Here is a 16252-nt window from a genome sequence, read left to right as displayed (position 1 = left end):
GCTTCAGCCTGATCGGCAGCGCGCATGCCGCCACGCTGGCGCCGCAGACGCTGCGCCTGCCCGGCCCGGGGGCCGCGCCGCCGCCGGCCCCCGTGCCGGTGGTCGCCGCCCCCGCCGCTGCCAGCAGCGGCGGTAGCTGGGGCGTGCAGGTCGGGGCCTTCGCCAATGCCACCCTGGCCCGCAGCGCCGCCAATGAGGCGCGCGGCCGCCTAGGCCTCAACAGCGCCAAGCCCGCCGTCGAGCCGGTCAGCCAGGGGAGCGGCACGCTCTACCGCGCCCGCGTCATCGGCCTCTCGCGCGAGAGCGCGCAATCGGCCTGCGACAAGCTGCGCAGCCAGGGCGCCTGCATCATCGTCTCGCCGGGGGCGCAGGGGTAAGGTAAAGGGCAAGAAGTTCTTTTTTGAAAAAAAGAACCAAAAAACTTTTTCCAGTTTGGCGTCCCGCCTCAGGCCTGAAGTGGGACGCCAAACTGAAAAAGTCTTTTTGCTTCTTTTTCTTCAGAAAAAGAAGATTCTTTTAGATAGGCAAAGTTCCATCGGCCTTGAGGACTTCGCCCGCCAGATAGAGGCTGCCGCAGATCAGCACGCGGGCGGGCGGGCCGCCGGCGGTGGCGATGGCGCGCAGCGCCTCGGCCACATGCGGGCCGGGGTGGGCCTTGCCGCCGCTGGCCGCGATGATGGCCTCCACCGGTACGGCGAGGTGCTGGCCCGGCTCCGACACCGCCCAGAGGCTTTCCGCCAGCGGCAGCAGCGGCGCCAGGAAATCGGCCGAGGCCTTGCCCTGCTTCATGCCGACGACGAGGTGGCGCGGGCGGTCGGCCCAGGCCGGGAGATGCGCGGCCAGGGCCTGCCCGCCGCCGGCATTGTGCCCGCCATCCAGCCAGAGTTCCCAGCCTTCCGGCAGCAGCGCGGCCAGGCTGCCGTGCAGGCGCTGGAGGCGGGCGGGCCAAGTGGCGGTGGTCAGGCCGGCGGCGATGGCGGCCGGGGTCAGCCAGGACGGCCCCCAGGCGCGCAGCGCGGCGATGGCGATGCCGGCATTGTCCGCCTGGTGCGGGCCCGGCAGGGCGGGGTGCGGCAGGTCCAGCACCCCGGCGGCGTCGCTGTAGCGCAGGCCGGAGGGGGTTTCCGCGATGCTCCAGCCCGTGCCGCGGCTGGCCAGCGGGGCGCCGAGGCGCGCGGCCTCCGCCTCCAGCACGGCCTGGGCCTCCGGCGCCTGGAGGCCGGTGACGGCCGGGCAGCCGGGCTTCAGGATGCCCGCCTTCTCGCCGGCGATGGCGGCCAGCGTGTCGCCCAGGAAATCCATGTGGTCCATGGAAATGCTGGTGATGGCGCAGGCGGCCGGGCGGTCCACCACATTGGTGGCGTCGAAGCGCCCGCCGAGGCCGACCTCCAGCACCAGCAGGTCCGCCGGGACGCGGCTGAACAGCAGCAGGGCGCCGGCGGTGATCACCTCGAAGACGGTGATGGGCTGGCCCTGGTTGGCCGCCTCGATCTCCTCGAAGGCGGCGGCGAGTTCAGCCTCCTCCACCAGCCGCCCGGCGAGGCGGAAGCGCTCCTCGAAGCGCACGAGGTGGGGGGAGGTATAGACATGCACCCGCTGCCCCGCCGCCTCGGCGATGGCGCGCAGGAAGGCGCAGGTGGAGCCCTTGCCATTGGTGCCGGCGACATGGACCACCGGCGGCAGCCGGCGCTCGGGGTGGCCGAGCGCCGCGAGCAGGCGCTGCAACCGCCCCAGGCTGAGGTCGATCAGCTTGGGGTGGAGGCCGTGCAGCCGCTCGACGATCGCTTCCGCGCGGCTCACGCGCTGGCGGCCGGCTTGCCAGGGGTGGCGGGCAGGGCGGCGGGCAGGGCGGCGGGCACGGCGGCCTGGGCAGCGGGCACCGCGGGCGCGGCCGGCGGCGCGGCGGGGGCCGGCTCGGCCGGGCTGGCCTCGCCGGGCAGCAGCGGCTCGCGCAGCAGGCTGATCACATGGGCCAGCGTCTCGCGCAGGGCGCCGCGCTTCACCACCATGTCCAGGATGCCGTGTTCCAGCAGGTATTCGGCGCGCTGGAAGCCCTCCGGCAGCTTCTCGCGCACCGTCTGCTCGATGACGCGGGCGCCGGCGAAGCCGATCATGGCGCCCGGCTCGGCGATCTGGAGATCGCCCAGCATGGCGAAGGAGGCGGTGACGCCACCCGTCGTCGGGTCGCAGAGCACGACGATGAAGGGCAGCCTGGCCTCCTTCACCATCTGCGTGGCGATGACGGTGCGCGGCATCTGCATCAGGCTGAGCGCGCCCTCCTGCATGCGGGCGCCGCCGGAGGCGGTGAAGACGATCAGCGGCGCGTCCTGCAGCACGGCGAGGCGCGCGGCGGTGACGATGGCCTCGCCCACGCCCGGGCTCATCGAGCCGCCCATGAAGGAGAACTCGAAGGCGGCGACGACGGCGCGGCGGCCCTCGATGGTGCCATGGGCGACGGCCACGGCGTCATCCATGCCGATCTTGGCCTGGGCTTCCTTCAGGCGGTCGGCGTATTTGCGCTGGTCGCGGAAGCGCAGCGGGTCGGCCGGCGACTTCGGCAGCTCGATGCGCTGGAAGCCGGGGTCGAGCGTGTAGTCCAGCCGCTTCTGGGCGGAGACGCGCATGTGGTGCCCGCAATGGGTGCAGACATGCAGCGCGCGCTCAAGGTCGCGGTGGAAGATCATCTGCTCGCAGGCGGGGCATTTGTGCCAGAGATTGTCCGGCACCTCGCGGCGGCCGAGCCATGTCTGGATCTTCGGCAGCGCCCATTCGCTGATCCAGTTCATGCGGACCCTCTCCTAATTCCTGACGAGCCTGAGCGGGCGGGTGGTAGGGCCGGCGCCCGGCCGAGGCAAGAGCAAAGGGGCGGGGGCGGCCATGTGGTGACGCGGCGCGGCCTTGGGCGTTTCTCCCCCGCCGCCGCCACCGCATGATGCGGGGCGCAACCCGGAGATGGATGCCCTGATGAACCTCACCCTGCTGTGGCCGCCGATCCTGCTCGTCGGCTCCAACATCCTGATGACCTGGGCCTGGTATGGCCATCTGAAGCAGCCCTCCTGGCCGCTCTGGCTGGCGGTGCTGGTGAGCTGGGGCATCGCCTTCTTCGAGTACTGCCTGGCGGTGCCGGCCAACCGCATCGGCTACGGCCCCTATACGGGCCAGCAGCTGAAGGTGATGCAGGAGGTGATCACGCTGATGGTCTTCGCCGGCTTCTCGGTGCTGGTGCTGGGGGAGCCGCTGCGCTGGACCTATCTGGCCGCCATGGCCTGCCTGGTGGCCGCCGTGGTTTTTATCTTCCTGCCGGTGAAATAGCCTGCCCGCGGCCTGAGGGGGCTTTGGCCCCCCCCCCCGTACCCGCCTTCAATGGCTGCCCAGGAATGGGTTTCCAAAGGCCTCAGGCCTTTGGTGGGGAGAGTCTGAGAGGGGCAAAGCCCCTCTCAGTTGCCCGCCATGGCCGGCACGAGCAGCCCGATATTGTTGCGGAACATGGTCTCATAGGTCGCCGCCGGCCCCCCTTCGGCGGAGAGGGCATCGGCATAGAGCCTGCCCTGCACCTTCACCCCGGCCTCGTGGGCGAGGCGGTTGAGGGTGGCGGGGTTGGCCATGTTCTCCAGGAAGAGGGCGGTGATCTTTTCCTGCTTCAGGGTGCGGATGAGGCGGGCGACCTGGGCGGCGGAGGGTTCGCTCTCCGTGCTGACGCCCTGCGGCGCCAGGAAGCGGACGCCGTAGGCGGCGCCGAAATAGCCGAAGGCGTCGTGGCTGGTGACGACGCGGCGGCGGGCTTCCGGCACGGTGGCGATCTGCTCGCGCACCCAGGCATCGAGGATGGCGAGGCGGGCGGCGTAGGTGGCGGCGGCGGCGCGGAAGCGCTCGGCCCGGGCCGGGTCGGCGCTGGCGAGGGCCTCGCCGATGTTGCGGGCATAGATCTGGCCGTTGCGCAGATCCTGCCAGGCATGGGGGTCGGTGGTGGTGCCGTGGCTGTGGCCGTGCCCCTGGCTGTCGGCCTCCTCCATGCGGCGGGGGGTGACGCCCTGGCTGGCGGTGGCGGTGGCGCCCTTGTAGCCGGCGGAGCGGGCGAGGCGGTCCATCCAGGCATCGAAGCCGAGGCCGTTGCGCACCAGCAGCTTCGCCTCGCGCACCGCCTGGGCGTCGGAGGGGCGGGGCTGGAAGGTGTGGGCGTCCACATCCGGGCCGGCGATGACATGGACGCGCACGGCCTCCCCGCCGATCTGGCGCACCATGTCGCCCAGGATGGAGAAGGAGGCGACGACGGGGAGCGGCGGGCCGTTCTCCTGGGCCGACGCGGCGTGGCCGAGGAAGGGGGCGGCGAGGGCGAGGCCGAGCAGGGCGCGACGCTGCATGACCGGATCTCCAGATACGTTATACCATTCCAATGCGCCATTGTGCGCCGCGGTGCAAGGGCGGCCGGCGCCGCGACCCCCGCCGCCGGCGAAGGGCAGGCCGGCGCCGGGCAGGGATGTGCTGCGGCGCGCCGGGCCGCGCGGCCTGGCGCGGCGGTGGCGCTACCCCTTGCGGAACAGCCGGCTGATGCGCTGCCAGAGGCCCGGACCCTGGCCCGGACCCTGGCTCTGGCCCGGACCCCGGCCCGCTCCCCGCCCGCCGGGCGGGGCCTTCTGGTGCGCCACATGCGGCCGGCGGGAGGGCGGGGGCAGGGCGCTGGCCAGGGTGTGGCGGGCGGCGTCGCGCCGGACGATCAGCCGCTGTTCCAGGGCGACGACCTGGGCCACCGCCTCCTCCGGCTGGCGGGCGGCCAGGGCATTGGCGGTGGTGGCGGCGTCCTCCCAGGCCTCGGCGCGGCGCAGCGCGTCGATGACGCGCACGGTCTGTTCCGCGTCCAGCGCCGGGCCGCCGCGCCAGAGCGCCACGGCCTCCAGCCGCCACAGGCTGGCGAGGTCCGGGCGGTTCATGTCGTCGGCCACCCAGGCGGCGTGCAGGGTGGCCTCGGCGGCGGCGTGCAGGGCGCCGGTTTCCTCCAGCACATGCGCCCAGGCCAGGAAGCGGCGGGCCAGCGGCGGGTGGCTGGTCTCGGCGATCAGGGCGCGGAAGGGGGCGGCGGCCACGGCCTCGGCGGCGGCGGGGTGGGCGCGGCCGATATCCGGCGCGGCATAGGCGCAGTGCGGGCATTGCTGCAGCCAGCGCGCCATGGTGCCGCGCAGCGGCTCGCCCGGGCGCAGGTCGAGATCCGGGGCCTGCTCGGGCGGGCCGGGGCGGAAGGCCGGTTGCCGGCTCTCCGTGCCGCAGACGGCGCAGCGCAGGCCGCCGGGCGCGCCGCCGCCGCCGGAGCGCGCGGAGGGGGAGCCGGCGGAGGGAGAGCCGGCGGGTGGTGAAGACGTCGCCATCCCGCAAACCTAGGCATGAAGAGCGCCCGCGCGAAGGGGCACCAGGACGATACACGTGCGATCCGCGTGCGATACACGGTGCGGAAAGCCAGCCAGGATCGTTGCATGGTGTTGCGCGGGCGGTCCGGTCGCGCCAAAGATCACGCCCATGCCCCGCGGCGACCTCTTTCCTGATATCGCGCCCTACGAGACCGGCCTGCTGCCGCTGTCCGGCGGGCATGTCATGTACTGGGAGCAGGTGGGCAATCCGCGCGGCCAGCCGGTGCTGTTCCTGCATGGCGGGCCGGGGGCGGGGGCGGGGGCGGTGCATCGCCGCTTCTTCGACCCGCAGCACTGGCGCATCATCATCTTCGACCAGCGCGGCTCCGGCCGTTCCCGCCCGCTGGGGGAGCTGGCGGGCAACACCACCCCCAACCTGGTGGCCGATATCGAGACGCTGCGGCGCTTCCTCGGCATCGAGACCTGGCTGCTCTTCGGCGGCTCCTGGGGCTCGACGCTGGCGCTGGCCTATGCCCAGGCGCATGCGGAACGGGTGCAGGGCTGCGTGCTGCGCGGCGTCTTCCTCGGCCGGGCGCCGGAGGTGGAGTGGTTCCTCTATGGCATGCGCCGCGTCTTCCCCGATGCCTGGGCGCAGTTCGCCGAGCATGTGCCGCCGGCGGAGCGCCAGGACCTGCTCGCCGCCTATCTGAAGCGGCTGACGGACCCGGACCCGCAGGTGCATTTCCCCGCCGCCCGCGCCTGGAGCCAGTATGAGGGGCTGTGCAGCACGCTGATGCCCAGCCCCGACACGGTGGCGAGCTTCGCGCAGGACCGCACGGCGCTCGGCCTCGCGCGGATCGAGGCGCATTACTTCGCGCATGACCTCTTCCTGCCGCCGGAGGGGCTGCTCGGGCATATGGGGCGCATCGCGCATCTGCCGGCGGAGATCGTGCAGGGGCGCTATGACATGGTGTGCCCGGCGGAGAGCGCCTTCGACCTCGCCGCCGCCTGGCCCAAGGCGCGGCTGACGGTGATCCCGGATGCCGGGCATTCCGCGCTGGAGCCCGGCGTGCGCGTGGCGCTGGTGGCGGCGGTGGAGCGCTTCCGCCGCCGCGGCTGAAAGCGGCGGCTGAAAGCGGCGGGGGAAAGCCGGTTCCCCCGGTTCCGTTCCGCGCCGATCTCGGTTATCCTGCCGCCGCCTGTCTCCGTAGCTCAGCAGGATAGAGCACCAGATTCCTAATCTGGGGGCCGTGGGTTCGAATCCCGCCGGGGACATTTTTCCCAGATCATCCCCCGCCTTGCCCGGCCGCCTCAGGCGGGCGTGGCGCGGCGGGCCCCGGCCATCAGCAGGGCGACGAAGGCCGTCACCTTCGGCGGGCGGAAGCGCGCCGTGGGATAGACCGCGTGGATGCCGCCCTCCGGCAGCGACCACGCCGGCAGCAGCGCCACCAGCCGCCCCGCCGCCAGCGGTTCCGCCGCCAGGAAATCCGGCAGCACCGCCAGCCCCCCGCCCGCCAGCGCCGCCGCCAGCACCGCCGGGGTGTTGTTGATCGTCAGCGCCCGGCGCATCCGCACCTCCTGCCGCTCCACCCCCGCCCCGCCTTCAGCCCCGGCGCGCGTGAAGGTCCAGGCGAGCGGCTCCCGCAGCGCGCCATTGGCGATGAAGGGGGCGGTGGCGAGATCGCCCGGCACCGCCGCCGGGAAGGCGGCCGCCACCGCCGGCGCCGCCACCAGGAATTGCCGGAAGCCGCGGATCCGCCGCGCCTGCAGGCTGGAATCGCCAAGCCAGCCGACGCGGATCGACAGGTCGATCTGGTGCGCCACGAGGTCGATCCGCGCATCGGAGAGCACGAGCTCCACCTGGCAGGCCGGGTGGCGCCGCGAGAAGGCGGCGGCCAGCGGCGCCACCACCGAGGCGCCATAGTCATTCGGCGCGGCCACGCGCAGCACGCCCATCGGCTCGGCATTGGCGCGGGCGATCTCGCCGAGGGCATCCTCCGCCTCGCGCAGGATCAGCACGCTGCGCGCATGCAGCAGCCGCCCCGCCGCCGTCGGCTCCACCCGGCGGGTGGTGCGCATCAGCAGGCTGGCCTGCAACTCCGCCTCCAGCCGCGCCACCTGCTGGCTGACCACGGTCTTGGCCACCCCCAGCCGCTCCGCGGCGCGGGTGAAGGAGCCGGCATCGACCACCGCGGCGAAATAGGCGAGGCGGTTGAGGTTGATCGGTTCCATGGCGGCCATCCCGGCGGATTGTCCTGCTTCCATGGACAATCTGTCCGTTTCGGCATGGCTTATCCAGCAATCGCGGCGGGCTATTTTTCGGGGCACCCCACCCCCCCCGCCCCCCCCCGCCATATCCGGCGGGCGCGATGGAAAGGACATTCCCATGCTCTCCAGGCGACAGGCCCTCACCACGGCGCTCGCGGCCGGCGCCACCGCCACCCTGCTGCCCGCGGGCACGGCCCGCGCGGCGGGCGGCACGCTGGAATGGCGGCATTTCCCGGCCGGGCCGAATGGCTTCTTCCGCGCCCCCGTCCTGCTCTCCGGCGCGAAGGAGGCGCTGCTCATCGATGGCGGCTTCACCTACCCGGATGGCCGGGCGCTGGCCGCCGCCATCCAGGCCACCGGCAAGACGCTGACCACCATCTATGTCAGCCAGTCCGACCCGGATTACTATTTCAGCCTGAAGCCCGTCCGCGAGGCCTTCCCGGCGGCGCGCGTCCTCGCCGCGCCGGCGACGCGCGCGGCGATCGAGGGCAATGTGGCGAAGAAGCTCGCCACCTGGGGCCCGCAGCTCAAGGAGAACGGCCCCCAGAGCCTGGCCGACATCGTCATGCCCGAGGTCTTCGACGGCCCCGCCCTCCGCGTCGATGGCGAGGCGGTGGAGATCGTCGCGGCCGAGGGGCTGGCCAACCGCCGCTATCTCCGCGTGCCGGCGCTGAACGCCGTCTTCGGCGGCGTGCTGGTCTTCGCCGGGGTGCATGTCTGGACGGCCGATACCCCGACGAAGGAAGAGCGCGCGGCCTGGATCGCCACGCTCGACCGCATCGCGGCGGCGCGCCCGGCCATCGTCGTCCCCGGCCACATGGCGCCCGGCGCGGCGGTGGACCTCTCGGCCGTCGCCCATACCCGCGCCTATCTCCTCGCCTTCGAGGAGGAACTGGCCCGCGCCGCCAATGGCGCGGCGCTGAAGGCGGCCATGGAGGCGCGCTTCCCCGGCCTCGGCATGGGCGTGGCGCTCGACATCGGCGCGAAGGTCGCCACCGGCGAGATGAAGTGGGGCTGAGCGGCGCTTCAGCCGCGCCGGCCTTGGGGGGGCTTCGCCCCCTCAAACGCCCCCCTTTCTTTCCCGTGGGCAGGGGACAGGGTCCCCGGCACCCGCCTTCAGGCAGGGTTTTCAAAGGCTCCAGGGCTTTGGTGGCCGCCGGCCCCTGCGCTGAAGGAAAGGGGCCTCACCCGGCGGTGGGCTCCTCGAAATGCACCACCACCCCCGCCTCCGAGGCCAGCACGACGCCATAGCCCGGCGCCTCGAAGCTGACCGGCGCCACCCCCTGCGTGACGAAGTCGAGCGCGATCTGGTGGTTCGTCCCGCGCACCCCGGTGAAGGGCAGGCCCCGCCAGGAGCCCGCCACCGCGCGGTGCAGATGGCCGATGAACAGGTGGCGCAGCCGCGCCCGGTGCCGCCACAGGATGTTTTCCAGCTCCCCGGCGCCCTCCCGCAGGCGGATATCGTCCATCCGCCCGAGGCCCACCCGGAAGGGCGGGTGGTGCAGGAAGAGGAAGACCGGCCCGCTGCCGCCACGCAGCGCCGCCTCCAGCCAGGACAGGCGCGCCGGGCAGAGCCGCCCCTCCGCCCGCCCCGGCTCATGCGTATCCAGCAGCAGGCCCAGCCCCTCCGGCATCGCGAAGGCCTGCTGCACGAAGCCCGCCGCATCCACCGCCACCTCCGGGAAGGCGGCGCGGAAGGCCGGGCGGCTGTCATGATTGCCGAGGGTGATGTGGCATGGCATCGGCAGCCCGGCGAGAATCTCGCGCGCCGCCGCATAGCCCTCCGGCTCCCCGGCATGGGTGAGGTCCCCGGTGATGACGGCCAGGGCGGCATCGGCATGGTGGGCGCGGATATGCGCCACCACGCGGCGCAGCCCGGCGCGCGGGTCCATCCCGTGCAGCGCCGCGCCGGGGGTGACCAGGTGCAGGTCCGAGAGGTGGAGGAACTTCACGCCGCCACCCCCTCCGCATCCCCCGCCGCGCCGGGGGGCAGCGCCTTGCTCATGATGACGCTGCGGTAATTGGTGTGCGCCCACTGGGCATGCCCCACCAGCCGGTAGCCGCGCCGGTGGTAGAGGGCGATGAGATGCGCCGCCGGCTCGGCGGTATCCAGGGCGATCTCGCGGGCGCCCGTCTCCCGCGCGCGCCGCTCGGCGATCTCCATCAGCCGCGCGCCGAGCCCGGTGCCCTGCCACTCCGGCGCCACGGCGAATTGCCCGAACCCCGCCACCTCCGGCCGGTCCAGCCAGGGGGTGCCGCCGGTGCGCGCCGCGTCCTTGAACAGCAGCGTGCCCACCAGCGCCCCCGCCGCATCCACCGCCACCCAGCACTCGCCCGTTTCGGCGCGCTCGCGCGTCACCGCCTCGGACTGGTGCGTGGCCATGAAGCGCAGCCCCATCGCCGCCAGCGGGGCATAGGCGCGGTGCAGCAGCCGCGTCAGTTCCGCCAGGGAATCCGCCCCCGCCAGCCGGCGCAGCGTGGCGCCGCCGGAGGAGGGGGGGAGGGCGGGGGGAGGAGCGGCCGTCATAGGCGGGGATCCTTTGGAGATATTGAAAATGCAGGGAAAAATTGCGGCGGCCTGGGGGAAATCGAAAGAAAATCTTTTGGATGCGCCGCATAAGAATAAAATGGGCTTATGAACGCCCCGACCCTGCGCCAGCTCCGCGCCTTCCTCGCCGTGGTGGAGAGCGGCAGCATCTCCCACGCCGCCCGCGCCCTGCACCTGACCCAGCCCGCCGTCAGCCAGCAATTGCGCGAGCTGGAGCGCGGCCTGGGCGCCCGCCTGCTGGACCGCGCGGCAGGGCGCATGATCCCGAGTGCCGCCGGCACCGCCCTGCTGGACCCCGCCCGCCGCGCCCTGGCCGCCGCCACCGATGCCGCCGCCGCCGTCGCCGGGCATGGCAAGGGGGAGGCCGGGCGCCTGCGCCTCGGCACCGGCGCCACCGCCTGCATCCACCTGCTGCCCCCGGTGCTGGCGGCGCTGAAGCAGGCCATGCCGGGCCTCGCCCTCACCGTCGCCATCGGCAACACCGCCGAGGTACTGCCCCGGCTGGAAGCAGGGGAGCTGGACGCCGTGCTGGCCACCCTGCCCATCCCGGCCAGCCGGGCGCTGAGCGTGACGCGCCTCTTCAGCGACCCGCTGCTGGCCCTGCTGCCCGAAGCTGGCGCACCCGCCGGCGAGGCAGCGGTGACGGCGGAGCAGCTCAGCGCCTGGCCGCTGATCCTCTACGAGGCCGGGGGGAATACCCGCTCGGCGACCGATGCCTGGTTCCGCCGCGCCGGCATCGCCGCCCGCCCGGCCATGGAGCTGGGCAGCGTCGAGGCCATCAAGACCCTGGTGGGGTCGGGGCTCGGCGCCTCGGTGCTGCCGGGCATGGCGCTGCGCCAGCCGGTGCCGGGGGCGGTCATCCGGCCACTGCGCCCCGCCGCCCGCCGGGAACTCGGCCTCGTGCTGCGGCGGGAAAAAGTGCTGGACCGCGGGCTGCGGCTGCTGCTCGCGGCGCTGGAGGAGAAGAGTTCTTTTTTTGAAAAAAAGAACCAAAAAAACCTTTGTCAGGGGAGGAATGAGACCCCGGGAGCCTGATGGCTGGCGTGTTGTTGCTTGCGCGAATCTTTGTTTTTTCTATGAATGCCGGGGAGGCGGGGCGCTCCCACGCGATGCGCACCCGAAGGGCTTTCAGGGGATGAGGCGCACAGATGGCAACGCTCTATGGCACCGCGGCGGACAACACCATCATCGGCACCGATGGGGCTGACGAGATCTATGGCGGGTCGCCATCCAGCCCCTTCGAGGGCACCGGCCATGATACGCTCGACGGCGGCGATGGCGCCGACTACCTGCACGGCGGTGACGGCCAGGACTTGCTGACTGGCGGTGGCGGCGATGACACGCTGCTCGGTGGCGAGGACGATGACAGCCTGGTGGGCGAGGATGGCAACGACCTCCTCAATGGCGGTGCCGGCAATGACCTGCTGCTGGGTGGTGCCGGCGACAACACCCTGAATGGCGGCGCGGGGGATGACATCATCGCCGTCGACTTCTTCAGCAGCGTGTCCGGGCAGAACACGCTCGACGGTGGCGACGGCTTCGACAGGCTTTATGGCGGCGGCGGCAATGACACGCTGACCGACTCATCCGGCAGCCGCGCCTTCGCCTATGCCGGTTACGGGGATGACAGCGTGACCTTCATCCTCCAGGGCAATGATGCCTATTTGTACGGGCTGACCGATATCGATGGCGGCGAGGGCCATGACACGATCTCGGTCCTGGCGACGGGCTTCTCTGGGCTGAGCCTCGGCTTCGTCAACGGGGGCGGGGGCGATGACATCATTTCCGCCGCAGGCTCCACGGCCGACATGGAACTGGTGGGGGGCAGCGGCAATGACCACCTGACCGGCGGCAGCGGTTTCGATACCGTCTTTGGCGATGGCGGCGACGATGTGATGCTGGCCGGCGCCGGCGGCGATGTCATGTATGACATCGAGGGCAACAACAGCTTCTCCGGCGGCGATGGCCTGGACTGGCTGGAGGCCGGGGATGGCAACGACATCCTTGATGGCGGCGCCGATATGGACGTCCTCAAGGGCGGCGGTGGCGATGACCGCTATTACGTCGATGTCGAGGACGACGTCATCATCGAAAGCAGCGGCATCGATACGGTCTATGCCAGCCTCGGCTGGACCCTGAGCGCGCGGCTTGAGCATCTGGTCCTGACCGGAAGCGCCGGCCTGAGCGGCACCGGCAACGAGCTGGACAACACCATCACCGGCAATACCGGCAGCAACACGCTGCGCGGCGAGGCCGGGGACGATACCCTGCTCGGCCAGGCCGGGCATGACACCCTGGTGGGCGGCGCGGGCAATGACGGGCTCGAAGGCGGTGCCGGCAACGACACCCTGGCCGGTGGGGCCGGTGCCGACGGGCTCTTCGGCGATGACGGCAACGACACCCTGGCCGGTGGGGCCGGGGCGGACGGCCTCTTCGGTGACGCCGGCAACGATACCCTGGCCGGCGGCGATGGTGAGGACTGGCTCGAAGGGGGGGATGGAGATGACATCCTCAACGGCCAGGCCGGCGCGGACTTCATGTATGGCGGCACCGGCAATGACACCTACACGGTCGATGAGGCCGGGGATGTCGTGACCGAAGACGCTCCCGGGTCTATCGATCTCCTTGCCCTTGGCACGGGCGCCGGGGAGGGCGGTCTCGACACGGTGAAAGCCTCCATCAGCTACACCCTCACCGCGGGGGTGGAGAACCTGACGCTGCTGGTGGGTGGGCTGACCGGCACGGGCAATGAACTGGCCAACCTGATGAAGGGCAGCGCCGGGGCCGATGCGTTCTATGGCCTGGGCGGCAATGACGTGCTGCAGGGCGGCGCGGGGGCGGACCTGCTGGTGGGCGGCACCGGGGTGGACCGGCTGACCGGCGGCGCGGGGGCCGACACCTTCGTGCTGGCGCGCGGCGATGGCTATGACGCCATCGCCGATTTCGCCGGCGGCGTGGACAGGCTGCGGCTGGAGGGCTTTGGCGCCGCCTTCGACAGCTGGGCCGAGATCCAGGCGGCGATGCGCCAGGTTGGCACCGCGGTGGTGCTCGACCTCGGCGAGGGGGACAGGATCAAGTTCCAGGACGCCACCCTGGCCGATTTCTCCGCCAGGGACTTCCTCTTCGCCTGAGGGCGGGCGCCTCAGCCCGCGCGGGCCTCGGCCTCCGCCATGGCGACGAGGTCGAGCGCCCAGAGCTGGCGCATCGTCAGCGCCGTGATGCCGACGATGCCCAGCGTGATGATGCCGCCCGACCAGATGGCGGCGGTGACGCCGAGCAGGCTGGCGGCGATGCCGCTCTCAAAGGCGCCGAGCTCGTTCGAGGAGCCGATGAAGACGGAGCGCACGGCGGCGATGCGCCCGCGCATCGCCTCGGGCGAGGCGAGGCGCATGATGGCGCGGCGGATGACCACGCTGGTGCCGTCACACAGCCCGGCCACGAAGAAGGCCGCGAGCGAGAGCGGCAGCGAGGTGGACAGGCCGAAGACGATGATGGCGACGCCGAAGCCCGCGATCACGCCATGCAGCACCTGCCCGGCGCGGTGCATCGGCAGGAAGCGCGCGGCGAAGAGGGCGGCGACGAGCGAGCCCGCGCTCATCGCCGCGCGCAGGAAGCCGAGGCCGACGGGGCCGACCTGGAGCACGTCGCTCGCCACCGCCGGCAGCAGCGCCACCGCGCCGCCGAAGAAAACGGCGAAGAGGTCGAGCGCCATCGAGCCGATCAGCAGCTGGTTGCGGAAGACGAAGCCGATGCCCTCGCCGATGCGGCGCGCGACGCTCTCGCCCGCGCGCGGGGCGTAGGTGATGGCGCGCTCCCGCACGCCGGTGAGCAGCAGGGCGAAGGAGCCGGCGAAAATGGCGGTGAGCGCGGCATAGGTGCCGGCCGGCCCCATCACCGTCCAGGCGATGCCGCCGGCGACGGGGCCGAGGATATCGGCGACGCGCCCGGTGGTGGCCAGCAGCGAGACGCCGCGCAGCACCTGGGCGGCGGGTGTCACCTGCGCTTCCAGCCCGGAGGCGGCGGGCACCTGGAAGGCCCTGGCGACCCCCACCAGCAGGGCGATGCCGAGCAGCAGCCAGAGCGGCGCATGCCCCGTGGCGCCGCTGGCGAGCAGGGCCAGCGCCCCGGTGAGCGCGCCGAGGGCGAGGGCGGTGAGGAGCATGATGCGGCGGCGGCTGAACTGGTCCGCCACATGGCCGCCATAGAGCACGAGGGTGACGCCGGGGATGGCCTCGACCAGCCCGAGCAGCCCGAGATCAAGCGGGTTGCCGCGAATCTCATAGACCTGAAGCCCGAGCAGCACGGCGATGGCCGAGGCGGCGAAGCGCTCCAGATTGCTGGAGAGCATGAAGGAGCGGAATTCGCCATTCCGCAAAAGGCTCGTGGTCATCTCACCTCAGACTTTTTCAGCCGCTGGCGCGACCGCACCATCCCACTGAAAAAAGTCTTTTTGCTTCTTTTTCTCCAGAAAAAGAAGATTTCTTTCTGTCCAGAAATCTCCTGCTGTCCGCCCGCCCGTCTGCCGGGCGCGGCATGGTCAGGCGTTGCGGTGCAGGTGGCTGGTGACGAAGCGGCGGCAGCGCTCGGAGCGGGGATTGCCGAAGACCTGCTCCGGCGGCCCTTCCTCCTCGACCACGCCCTGGTGGAGGAAGATGCCGCGCGTGCAGACATCGCGCGCGAAGCCCATCTCATGGGTGACGATGAGCATGGTGCGCCCTTCCTCGGCGAGGCCGCGGATGACGCGCAGCACCTCGCCGACCAGTTCGGGGTCGAGGGCCGAGGTCGGCTCGTCGAAGAGCAGGGCGCGCGGCCGCATGGCCAGGGCGCGGGCGATGGCCACGCGCTGCTGCTGCCCGCCCGAGAGCTGGGAGGGCCAGGCATTGCGCTTCTCGGCCAGCCCGACCTTTTCCAGCAGCGCCTCGGCCTCGGCGATGGCCTCGGCGCGGGGGCGGCCCTGCACATGGATGGGCGCCTCGGTGACGTTCTGCAGCACCGTGCGGTGGGACCAGAGGTTGAAGCTCTGGAAGACGAAGCCGAGGGACTGGCGCATGCGCTGGATGCGCGCGCGCGCCGCGCGCCCCGGCGCGCCGCCATCGAGGGTGACGCGCTCCTGCCCCACCTGGATCTCGCCGGCATCGGCGACCTCGAGGAAGGGGATGCAGCGCAGCAGCGTGCTCTTGCCTGAGCCGGAGGCGCCGATGATGGCGATGACCTCGCCATCCTTCGCGTCGAGGTCGATGCCCTTCAGCACCTCGTTCGCGCCGAAGCGCTTGCGCAGGCCGCGCAGGCCGATCGCGGTCTGGCCAGTCGCGGTTTGGCCGATCGCGCTCTGGCCGCTCGCGGTTTGTGCGGGTGCGCTGTTCATGCCGCTTCCTTCACACGGGTCTTCTGGGGCAACGGGGGCGGCCTCACCGGGCGGCCTGGACGGGGTTCAGCCAGCGCTCGACGCCCCAGATGATGCGCGAGATGACGAAGGTCAGCCCGAGATAGATGACGGCGGCGCAGAGGAAGACCTCGAAGGGGCGGAAGGTCTCGGCGATGATGGCGCGGGCGACGCCGGTGACCTCCATCAGCGTCACCGTGCTGGTCAGCGCGGTGGCACGGGTCATGGAGATGATCTCATTGCCATAGGCCGGCAGGGCCTGGCGGATGGCGAGCGGCAGGATGATGCGCCAGGCCATCTTCGCGCGGCCCATGCCGGCGACGCGCGCGGCCTCGATGGCGCCATTGGGCACGGCGCGCAGGCCGCCGCGCAGGATCTCCGCCGCATAGGCGGCATCGCAGAGGGCCAGCGAGAGCAGGGCGCAGACATAGGGCTCGCGCAGGAAGGGCCAGAGCACGCTCTGCCGCACGAAGCCGAACTGGCCGAGGCCGTAGTAGATGAGGAAGATCTGCACCAGCAGCGGCGTGCCGCGGAAGACGTAGATGTAGAAATCCGCGATCCAGGCGCCGGGGCGGCTGGTCTGGCGCAGCAGGACGAGCAGCAGGGCCAGCACCCCGCCCCCCGCCACGCAGCCGGCGGCGAGCTGGATGGTCAGCGGCAGGCCACCGAGCAGGCGGAGGAAGGTCTCGGTGAGGAAGGGGAAATCCATCGGCC

16 protein-coding genes and 1 tRNA gene are annotated in these 16252 nt (G+C 71.9%); 7 read left to right on the top strand and 10 right to left on the bottom strand.

Annotated features, from left to right (window positions below):
• A partial coding sequence (locus NON00_RS16950; protein WP_256023391.1) for an SPOR domain-containing protein occupies positions 1-377 on the top strand: 377 nt, incomplete at its 5' end.
• Positions 378-516: 139 nt separating this feature from the next.
• Here NON00_RS16950 and NON00_RS16945 read toward each other — a convergent pair.
• Positions 517-1800: a folylpolyglutamate synthase/dihydrofolate synthase family protein gene (locus tag NON00_RS16945; RefSeq protein WP_256023390.1), complete on the bottom strand. Its 1284-nt coding sequence runs from the start codon at positions 1798-1800 to the stop codon at positions 517-519.
• Positions 1797-2786 carry an acetyl-CoA carboxylase, carboxyltransferase subunit beta gene (gene accD / locus NON00_RS16940; protein WP_256023389.1) on the bottom strand — a complete coding sequence of 330 codons (990 nt, stop codon included), beginning with the start codon at positions 2784-2786 and terminating at the stop codon, positions 1797-1799. The genes NON00_RS16945 and accD overlap by 4 nt, the downstream gene beginning before the upstream one ends.
• 178 nt (positions 2787-2964) lie before the next feature.
• Between accD and NON00_RS16935 the strand changes: the two genes are divergently transcribed.
• Positions 2965-3312 carry a DMT family protein gene (locus NON00_RS16935; protein WP_256023386.1) on the top strand — a complete coding sequence of 116 codons (348 nt, stop codon included), beginning with the start codon at positions 2965-2967 and terminating at the stop codon, positions 3310-3312.
• A 125-nt stretch (positions 3313-3437) separates the two neighbouring features.
• Here NON00_RS16935 and NON00_RS16930 read toward each other — a convergent pair whose 3' ends face one another.
• Together NON00_RS16930 and NON00_RS16925 are read right to left on the bottom strand one after the other, a co-directional pair.
• Complete coding sequence (locus NON00_RS16930) at positions 3438-4361, bottom strand: metal ABC transporter solute-binding protein, Zn/Mn family (protein WP_256023383.1); 924 nt, start codon at positions 4359-4361, stop codon at positions 3438-3440.
• Between the two features lie 162 nt (positions 4362-4523).
• Entirely contained in the window at positions 4524-5360 is an 837-nt protein-coding gene (locus NON00_RS16925) for a hypothetical protein (protein WP_256023380.1), read from the bottom strand.
• A gap of 148 nt (positions 5361-5508) precedes the next feature.
• Between NON00_RS16925 and pip the strand changes: the two genes are divergently transcribed.
• Together pip and NON00_RS16915 are read left to right on the top strand one after the other, a co-directional pair.
• Positions 5509-6459, top strand: coding sequence for a prolyl aminopeptidase (pip, locus tag NON00_RS16920; protein ID WP_256023377.1), 951 nt, complete (start codon positions 5509-5511; stop codon positions 6457-6459).
• An 81-nt stretch (positions 6460-6540) separates the two neighbouring features.
• Positions 6541-6614 (top strand) — tRNA-Arg (locus NON00_RS16915).
• A gap of 36 nt (positions 6615-6650) precedes the next feature.
• On the opposite strand, the gene NON00_RS16910 is transcribed toward NON00_RS16915, so the two are convergent.
• A complete protein-coding gene (locus NON00_RS16910; RefSeq protein ID WP_256023374.1) occupies positions 6651-7571 on the bottom strand; it encodes a LysR family transcriptional regulator in 921 nt (306 codons plus the stop codon).
• A gap of 154 nt (positions 7572-7725) precedes the next feature.
• On the opposite strand from NON00_RS16910, the gene NON00_RS16905 reads away from it, so the two are divergent.
• Positions 7726-8625, top strand: a complete 900-nt coding sequence (locus NON00_RS16905; RefSeq protein WP_256023371.1) for an MBL fold metallo-hydrolase — start codon at positions 7726-7728, stop codon at positions 8623-8625.
• Between the two features lie 166 nt (positions 8626-8791).
• On the opposite strand, the gene NON00_RS16900 is transcribed toward NON00_RS16905, so the two are convergent.
• Both NON00_RS16900 and NON00_RS16895 read right to left on the bottom strand, forming a co-directional pair.
• On the bottom strand, positions 8792-9559 hold the full coding sequence (locus tag NON00_RS16900; protein WP_256023368.1) for a phosphodiesterase: 768 nt from the start codon (positions 9557-9559) through the stop codon (positions 8792-8794).
• A complete protein-coding gene (locus NON00_RS16895) occupies positions 9556-10134 on the bottom strand; it encodes a GNAT family N-acetyltransferase (protein ID WP_256023365.1) in 579 nt (192 codons plus the stop codon). Before NON00_RS16895 ends, NON00_RS16900 begins: the two co-directional genes overlap by 4 nt.
• 108 nt (positions 10135-10242) lie before the next feature.
• On the opposite strand from NON00_RS16895, the gene NON00_RS16890 reads away from it, so the two are divergent.
• Positions 10243-11190 (top strand): LysR family transcriptional regulator, encoded by a 948-nt coding sequence (locus NON00_RS16890; protein ID WP_256023362.1) that lies wholly within the window; start codon positions 10243-10245, stop codon positions 11188-11190.
• A 113-nt stretch (positions 11191-11303) separates the two neighbouring features.
• On the top strand, positions 11304-13286 hold the full coding sequence (locus NON00_RS16885) for a calcium-binding protein (RefSeq protein ID WP_256023359.1): 1983 nt from the start codon (positions 11304-11306) through the stop codon (positions 13284-13286).
• Between the two features lie 11 nt (positions 13287-13297).
• Here the strand turns inward: NON00_RS16885 and NON00_RS16880 are convergent, their stop codons facing one another.
• From NON00_RS16880 to NON00_RS16870, 3 genes are all read right to left on the bottom strand, one after another.
• A complete protein-coding gene (locus tag NON00_RS16880; protein WP_256023356.1) occupies positions 13298-14545 on the bottom strand; it encodes an MFS transporter in 1248 nt (415 codons plus the stop codon).
• A 147-nt stretch (positions 14546-14692) separates the two neighbouring features.
• The gene (locus NON00_RS16875) at positions 14693-15520 is read right to left on the bottom strand and encodes an ABC transporter ATP-binding protein (RefSeq protein WP_256023353.1); all 828 of its coding nucleotides are present in this window, start codon (positions 15518-15520) and stop codon (positions 14693-14695) included.
• Positions 15521-15563: 43 nt separating this feature from the next.
• A complete protein-coding gene (locus tag NON00_RS16870; RefSeq protein ID WP_256023350.1) occupies positions 15564-16247 on the bottom strand; it encodes an ABC transporter permease in 684 nt (227 codons plus the stop codon).
• Positions 16248-16252 lie beyond the last annotated feature (5 nt).

Origin of the sequence: Roseomonas sp. GC11 (genome assembly GCF_024437745.1) — a bacterium.
In the GTDB taxonomy this organism is placed as follows: domain Bacteria; phylum Pseudomonadota; class Alphaproteobacteria; order Acetobacterales; family Acetobacteraceae; genus Pseudoroseomonas.
Note: the sequence above shows the minus strand (reverse complement) of the source record. Positions and strands in the feature narration are given on the sequence as shown.